This window comes from uncultured Lutibacter sp., from assembly GCF_937891065.1.
Lineage (GTDB): Bacteria > Bacteroidota > Bacteroidia > Flavobacteriales > Flavobacteriaceae > Lutibacter.
The window spans coordinates 1-8,052 of record NZ_CALAEQ010000006.1 but is presented as its reverse complement, the minus strand read 5'-3'; the positions used below and the strand labels follow the sequence as shown (position 1 = coordinate 8,052).

5 protein-coding genes are annotated in these 8,052 nt (G+C 31.8%); 1 reads left to right on the top strand and 4 read right to left on the bottom strand.

Translation table 11 applies throughout. The features are described 5' to 3' along the window. The first annotated feature begins 55 nt into the window (after positions 1–55). Entirely contained in the window at positions 56–562 is a 507-nt protein-coding gene (locus tag Q0352_RS00670) for a CIA30 family protein (protein WP_299522001.1), read from the top strand. 24 nt (positions 563–586) lie between these two features. Here Q0352_RS00670 and Q0352_RS00665 read toward each other — a convergent pair whose 3' ends face one another. From Q0352_RS00665 to gltB, 4 genes are all read right to left on the bottom strand, one after another. After that, positions 587–1,144, bottom strand: a complete 558-nt coding sequence (locus tag Q0352_RS00665; protein WP_299521998.1) for a PepSY-associated TM helix domain-containing protein — start codon at positions 1,142–1,144, stop codon at positions 587–589. Positions 1,145–1,157: 13 nt separating this feature from the next. Beyond that, complete coding sequence (locus tag Q0352_RS00660) at positions 1,158–1,673, bottom strand: hypothetical protein (RefSeq protein ID WP_299521995.1); 516 nt, start codon at positions 1,671–1,673, stop codon at positions 1,158–1,160. Positions 1,674–1,936: 263 nt separating this feature from the next. Next, positions 1,937–3,394, bottom strand: coding sequence for a glutamate synthase subunit beta (locus Q0352_RS00655; RefSeq protein ID WP_299521992.1), 1,458 nt, complete (start codon positions 3,392–3,394; stop codon positions 1,937–1,939). A gap of 4 nt (positions 3,395–3,398) precedes the next feature. After that, entirely contained in the window at positions 3,399–7,910 is a 4,512-nt protein-coding gene (gltB, locus tag Q0352_RS00650) for a glutamate synthase large subunit (RefSeq protein WP_299521989.1), read from the bottom strand. Positions 7,911–8,052: the final 142 nt, after the last annotated feature.

The window sequence follows — 8,052 nt, the reverse complement described above, 5'->3', positions numbered from 1 at the left end:
ATTGAGTTGTTTGGTTCGTTAAAGTAAAAAGGAAATGTTTTTAAAAATTATAATAATGTCAATAATAATAAGTAATAGTATGCAAATTTTTGATTTTAATAAAACGAGTGTTATTTCTGATTGGAGGTTAGTTAATGATGTGGTAATGGGAGGTCGTTCAACAAGTGAATTCTATTTAAATGAAGATGGGAATGGTGTTTTTACAGGAACTATATCTTTAGAAAATAATGGAGGGTTTTCGTTTTTACGATATCGATTTGATGAAAAAAACATTGAAGGATTCAAAAAAGTAAGTATAAGATTAAAGGGCGATGGAAAAGAATATCAGTTTAGAGCAAAACCTAATAAATACAATCAAGAATCTTATATGAGAGTATTTAAAACCAATGGAGAATGGCAGACTATCGAAATTTTATTATCCGATCTTCAGCCATTCTTTAGAGGTCGAAAACTTGATATTTCTAACTTTTCTTCAAGCAAACTTGAAGAAGTAGGCTTTTTAATTGGAAATAAAAGTAATGAACAATTCAAACTAGTGATTGATTCTATAGCATTAAAATAATTTGCTCAAAAAAATCTTCTTTATTTACATATAATAGATCAAAAATAATATTGGAATTAAAATTCCAAGAGCAGTATAAATTCCTCCTCTTCCTAAAATACCATGCTTGCCTTTTGTTATAAAAAATGAAGTCACAACAAATAAAATAAGTGCAGCAGCATAAATATCTGAAAACCAAGTCCAAAGTCTATTTGGATTGTAGTGTAGATAATTTGATTCATAAAAGACAGAACGACGTTTTAAGTATTCAGCCATCCCTTTTCCACTTTTTATATTTACATAAATTGAAGAACCTCCTTTTAAAAATATTTTCAGCGTATTAGGATTTGAATAATAATGACTTTTATAGTTATCTCTTGAATCAATTTTATCTAAAAGATTTAAAATATTATTTTCTAGTGAAGCTGTTTTTTCCAAATTTATAGAAGTTGTAAAATGATTAATCTCAACTTTATAATTAGGATTCCAATCGGCCATGTGATTTAAAGCTATACCTGAAATGGCATAAATTAATGTGGTTCCAATAAAAAAGAAACCAACATCTCTGTGGAGTATTCTACTCCATTTTCGCAATAATTTCATTTGAAACATAGAATTACTTCACTTCAGTATGTGAAACATAATCTAACGAGTAATTTGAAATATGGTCAGTATTGTTAGCTTTCATTTGATCTCTATATTCCTGAACGTGATTCTTTTTGGCTATAAACTGCTCGTCATTTGAATTTCCTTCTGAATGACTTTTAATATTATCTTCTTCCATTTTTAAGCAGTAAGCTTCATCAATTCTTTCTTCAAGAACAATACCCGTTAATGCAATTTCATTACCCATTAAGGCTTCATCAAATCTTTCTTCAGAAGTAATATGAACTCTTCCGTTATCTGTAACTAACAATATTTTTTTCCCGCCATGTTTGCAAACGTGATCTACAATTCCTTGAACAATTACTTCTTTATTTATATAATTACCAGCTTTTATATCAAATTCACTTAAGGCTAATATTGGTGTTTCAATAGTTTCTGTTGCTATTACTTCTTCAACTTTTTTATTTTCTGTTTTACAAGAAATTATTGAAATAATTAAGACTAAAAGGAATACAATTTTTTTCATTTTTTAAATTTTAAATTAGATATGTAATTATGATTAAATTAACTACTAATTTAGAAGTGTTTTGAATTTAAAAAGATGATTAAAATCAGTAAATGAGAATTCACTATGTTATTTAAGTCACATAAAAAGCTTATTTATCAGTGCGTTAGAGTGTTAAATTTAGCTAGAAATGCAAATTAAATGTAAAAAGACCATTTTTAGTTTGCTAAAAATAGTTTTGAATTTTATTTGAAATTAAGCCAATTATATAATGTGTCAATTGTTTACATAGGAGGTAAATCTCCATCACCTTTACTGGGTAAGTTGCTGTAACCCATTAAATATTCGTCTACCTTCTTGGCCGCTTCTCTACCTTCTGAAATTGCCCAAACAATTAGTGATTGCCCTCTTCGCATGTCCCCAGCAGTGAAAATATGAGGCACATTAGTTTGATAATTGCTTGATTTATAATTACTTCTGCCATCAACTTCAATTCCAAGTTGAGTGCTTAAAGTAGCTTCAGGTCCGGTAAATCCAAGTGCTAATAATACTAAATCACAAGGCCAAATTTTTTCTGTTCCAGAAATTTCTTTTAATACTGGTCGTTGTCCATTTTCATAAATCCACTCTACTTGTATAGTTTTTAACGCTATTAATTTACCATTTCCATCTGCTATAAATTCTTTGGTATTTATCAACCAATTTCTATCACAACCTTCAACATGTGAAGTGGATGTTTTTAGTTGTATTGGCCAAAATGGCCAAGGTGTGCTTTCACTTCTGCCAATAGGTGGTTTAGGCATTATTTCAAAGTTAGTAACCGATGTAGCTCCTTGACGATTTGAGGTTCCAACACAATCTGAGCCTGTATCACCACCACCAATTACAATAACATTTTTATTGGCTGCTAGAATATCTTCTTCATAAAATTTAGTGTCTGAATTTCTTTTATTTTGTTGTTTCAAGAACGTCATTGCTTGTACAACTCCTTTGCTGTTTATGCCTTCAATGGGTAAACTTCTACGCTGCGTTGCTCCACCACATAATACAATAGCATCAAATTTATTTAATTTTTCTATTGAATAGTTTACACCAACATTTACGTTGGTGTAAAATTCAATACCTTCTTCTTTTAAAATTGCAATTCTCCTATCTATAATTTCTTTTTCTAATTTAAAGTTTGGTATTCCGTAACGTAATAATCCTCCAAGTGCATCATCACGTTCAAAAACAGCAACTAAATGTCCAGCTCTGTTTAATTGTTGTGCAGCTGCTAATCCGGCTGGTCCAGAGCCAATAACAGCTATTTTTTTTCCAGTTCTTAAGGAAGGTTGTTGTGCTATAATCCATCCTTCAGCAAAAGCTCTTTCAACAATATTTTTTTCAATATTTTCAATTGAGATTGGATCATCAATAATTCCTAATACACAAGCTTGCTCGCAAGGAGCGGGGCATAAACGGCCTGTAAATTCAGGAAAATTATTTGTTGTATGTAATATATAGGCTGCCTTTTTCCATTCTCCTTTATGAACCATTTCATTAAAGTCTGGAATTAAATTTCCAAGCGGACATGCGCTGTGACAAAAAGGAATTCCACAATCCATGCAGCGTGAGCCTTGTTTTGTGATTTCAGCTTTGCTTAATGGTATGGTAAATTCATTGTAATTACCAACACGTTCTTTAACTGCTTTATACGTCTCGTCTTTTCTTTCGAATTCTTTAAAACCTGTTATTTTTCCCATACTATTATGCTGTTAATTCTTCGGTTATTGGTTCTTCAGTTTCTAAACGTTTTAAAGCACGCTTATATTCAATTGGCATTACTTTTACAAAGTTGTTTAAGCTTTGTTCCCAATTTTCTAATAATTCTTTACCTCTGTTGCTATTTGTGTAAAGAACATGTTTTGTTATCAACGCTTTTAATTCTTGAGCATCGTCTGTTTCAATAGTTTCAAATTCTATTGTTTCTGTGTTACATAATCCGTTTGTGAATTTATTTTCAGGATCGTAGATGTATGCAATACCACCGCTCATTCCTGCAGCAAAATTCCGTCCTGTTTTACCAAGTACAACTACTTTACCTCCAGTCATATATTCACATCCGTGATCTCCAACGCCTTCTACAACTGCTGTTACACCTGAGTTTCGAACTGCAAAACGTTCACCTGCAATACCATTAATATAGGCTTCGCCTTCAATGGCACCAAACAGACAAACATTACCCACTATAATATTTTCTTCAGCAATAAAATCTGCTTTAGCTGGTTTTTTTACTATGATTTTTGCTCCGGATAATCCTTTTCCTAAATAATCATTACTGTTTCCTTCAATTGTAAAAGTTAAACCATGAACTCCAAATACTCCAAAACTTTGACCGGCAGAGCCCGTAAAATTGATACTCAGAGTATCTTCAGGTAACCCTAAATGTCCATAAACTTTTGAAATTTCATTACTTACAATGGCGCCTACAGATCTATCCATATTGCAGATAGGGTAGTTTAAAATCATCTTTTCTTTTCTAAATAAAGCTCTGTGAGAGTCTTTTAGAATTTCAAAATCAAGTACACCTTCTAAAGCGTGATCTTGTTTTTCAGTATTTTTTAAAGGCATTTTGCTATAACCTTCAGGCACATGTAATATGGAAGATAAATCTAAACCTTTAGCTTTATAATGAGTAATAGCTTTATTTGAATTTATTTTTGAAGTTTGTCCAATCATTTCATCCATAGTTCGAAATCCGAGCTGAGCCATAATACCTCTTAATTCTTCAGCAATATAAAAGAAGAAATTAATCACATGTTCTGGTGTGCCTTTGAAGTTTTTACGCAACTCTTTATCTTGAGTTGCAATACCAACCGGACACGTATTTAAATGACATTTTCGCATCATAATACACCCAGAAGCTACTAATGGAGCAGTGGCAAAGCCAAATTCTTCGGCTCCTAATAGCGCAGCAATTGCAACGTCACGACCAGTTTTTAACTGTCCGTCACATTCAACAACAATTCTACTTCTTAAATTATTTAATACTAATGTTTGTTGTGCTTCAGCTAAACCAAGTTCCCAAGGCAAACCTGCATGTTTTAATGAGGTTAAAGGTGAAGCGCCTGTACCACCATCATAACCTGCAATTAAAACAACATCAGCTTTTGCTTTTGCAACACCTGCGGCAATAGTACCAACACCAACTTCAGAAACCAATTTTACATTGATACGTGCTTCTCTATTGGCATTTTTTAAATCGAAAATTAATTGTGCTAAATCTTCAATAGAATAAATATCGTGATGTGGAGGAGGAGATATTAGACCAACATAAGGTGTAGAATTTCTGGTTTCGGCAATCCACGGTAATACTTTTTCACCAGGTAATTGACCACCTTCACCAGGTTTTGCACCTTGTGCCATTTTAATTTGAATTTCTTCAGCATTTGTTAAATAATGAGAAGTTACTCCAAATCGCCCAGAAGCTACTTGTTTAATAGCAGAATTACGGCTGTCACCATTGATGTCTTTTTGGAAACGTCTTCTGTCTTCACCACCTTCACCTGAATTACTTTTAGCTCCAATACGATTCATTGCAATGGCTAAGTTCTCATGTGCTTCTCTTGATATAGAACCATAGGACATTGCACCCGTTTTAAAACGTTTTACAATCTCAGTCCAAGGTTCAACTTCTTCAATTGGAATTGGGTCAAAGTTATTGAATTCGAATAAGCCTCTAATTGTCATTAGGTGTTCAGCTTGGTCATTTACGGCTTTTGCATATTCATCATAACTTTTTTGATCACTTAAGCGAACGGCTTGCTGTAATTTAGAAATGGTTGTTGGATTGAATAAATGTTTTTCTCCACCACGTCTCCATCTATAGTGCCCACCAATATTTAAACCTAATCTGTTTTTAATTAAAGTTTTAGGATAGGCATATTCATATCTTTTAGAAATTTCTTTTTCAATTTCATACAATCCAATACCTTCAATTCTTGAAGTGGTGTATGGAAAGTATTTTTCAACAAATTTAGAGTTGAAACCAACAATCTCAAAAATTTGTGAACCTCTATATGAGTGTAATGTAGAGATTCCAATTTTATTCATAATCTTTAAAATACCTTGTCCAATTGCTTTGTTAAAATTGTCTACTGCTTTTTGCTCATCAATACCTGTGATAAACCCTTTTTTAACTTGAACTCTAATAAGTTCGTTCACCATATATGGGTTAACGGCACTTGCTCCATAGCCAAATAAAGTAGCAAATTGATGCGGTTCACGTGGCTCTGCAGATTCAATAATAATATCAAAATAAGAACGTTTTCTTAATCTGTTTAGTGAATGATTTACGTATGAGCAAGCCAATAGAGAAGGGATAGGAGCAAATTCTTTACTAGCACCTCTATCTGATAAAATAATAATATTAGTTTTGTCATCCACAGCTTTAGAAACTTGATTTACAATATCTTCCAAAGCGTCTTCTAAACCATTTAAGCCTCTTTCTTTTTTATAAAGAATTTCAATGGTAATTGATTTAAAATCATTGAGTGATATATGTCTTATTTTTTCTAAATCATTGTTTGAAATTACTGGATTCTGAATTCGAAGTTTTCTACATTGTCTTTCAGTAATACTAAAAATATTTCTATCTTTTCCTAAATTTAAACTGATATCTGTAACAATTTCTTCTCTAATTCCATCTAAAGGCGGATTGGTAACCTGAGCAAATAGTTGTTTAAAATAGTTAGAAATAAGTTGAGGTCTATCTGATAAAACTGCAAGAGGAGTATCAATTCCCATAGACCCTAAAGCTTCTTTACCATTTTGTGCCATAGGTGTAACAACTACTTGTATATCCTCAGTGGTATAATTAAACAAACGAGAGCGTGTTTTAAGATCTGTATTTTCTATAGGTAAAGCTTCATTAGTGTTTGGGATTTCTATTAAATTTTTCCGAGTAGCATCCAACCATTTTTTATAAGGTCTTTCTCTAACAATTTTAGATTTTATTTCTTCATCATTAATAATTCTACCTTCATTCATATCAACTAGAAACATTTTACCAGGCTCTAATCTACCATGTCTTTCAATATCTTCAGGGGCTATATCAACGACACCTATTTCTGAAGACATAATTAGTTTTCCGCTTTTTGTAACCGTATATCTTGAAGGTCTTAATCCATTTCTATCTAATAAGGAGCCAATATAATCTCCATCTGTAAATGGAATGGAAGCTGGGCCATCCCAAGGTTCCATAATACAAGCATTGTATTCATAAAATGCTTTTCTTTCTTCAGACATGGTTGCATGTTTCTCCCAAGCTTCAGGAACCATCATCATCATTACTTCTGGTAAAGATCTACCTGATAATGCAAGTAATTCAACTACCATATCCATGGAGGCAGAATCAGATTTTCCAGGTAAAATAATTGGAAATAATTTTTCAATTTGATCCCCAAATATTTCACTTTGCATAATTTCTTCACGTACACGCATTCTACCAACGTTACCTCTCAAAGTATTTATTTCTCCATTTTGACACATTAATCTAAAAGGTTGTGCTAATTCCCATGAAGGCATTGTATTTGTTGAGAATCGTTGATGTACTAAAGCTAATCTAGTTACTAAATCTGGCTGTTGTAAATCAATAAAATAAGGGCCAATATCTTCAGGCATAATAATACCTTTGTAAATTAAGGTAGTATGTGAAAAACTAGTAACATAAAAATACGAAGTTTCAGACATTTTTGAAGCTGCAATAGTATGTTCTGTTATTTTTCGAGCAGCATATAATTTTGCTTTAAAAGCGTTTTCATCTTTAATTGAACCTTTACCAACGAATATTTGATTGATAGTTGGTTCTGAAGCAAGCGCAATTTCACCAAGTTGTGAAGAATCTACGGGAACATCTCGCCACCCTAAAATTTCTAGACCTTGATTTAATATTTCTTTTTCAAAAATATCTTTACAATAGTTATACTGATTTTTATTTTTTGGAAAAAAAACCATACCAACGGCATACTCTCTTCTTGCAGGTAATTTAAATTTACAAACTCTATTAAAATATTCGTGAGGAATATCAATTAATAATCCTGCGCCATCACCTGTTTTTCCGTCAGAACTAACTCCACCACGATGTTCTAGTTTTACTAAAATTTCTAGAGCATCGTGTATAATTTGGTTCGTTTTTTCTCCTTTTAAGTTGCAAATAAAACCAGCACCGCAATTTTCATGTTCAAATTCTGGGGAGTAAAGTCCTTGTTTTTTTATCATAAAATCTATTCTGTAGTATATTTACAAAAGTAGATAAATTATTGAAAAATAGTTGAAAAAATCACGAATACGTTATAGTAATATTGGTAATTATTAATAATTATTAAATCAAATAATTAACAGTGTTTGTAATTAATAATGG

Coding starts and splice junctions, on each gene's coding strand:
- Q0352_RS00670 (WP_299522001.1), top strand. CDS start 56: ATGTCAATAATAATAAGTAATAGTATGCAAATTTTTGATTTTAATAAA.
- Q0352_RS00665 (WP_299521998.1), bottom strand. CDS start 1,144: ATGAAATTATTGCGAAAATGGAGTAGAATACTCCACAGAGATGTTGGT.
- Q0352_RS00660 (WP_299521995.1), bottom strand. CDS start 1,673: ATGAAAAAAATTGTATTCCTTTTAGTCTTAATTATTTCAATAATTTCT.
- Q0352_RS00655 (WP_299521992.1), bottom strand. CDS start 3,394: ATGGGAAAAATAACAGGTTTTAAAGAATTCGAAAGAAAAGACGAGACG.
- gltB (WP_299521989.1), bottom strand. CDS start 7,910: ATGATAAAAAAACAAGGACTTTACTCCCCAGAATTTGAACATGAAAAT.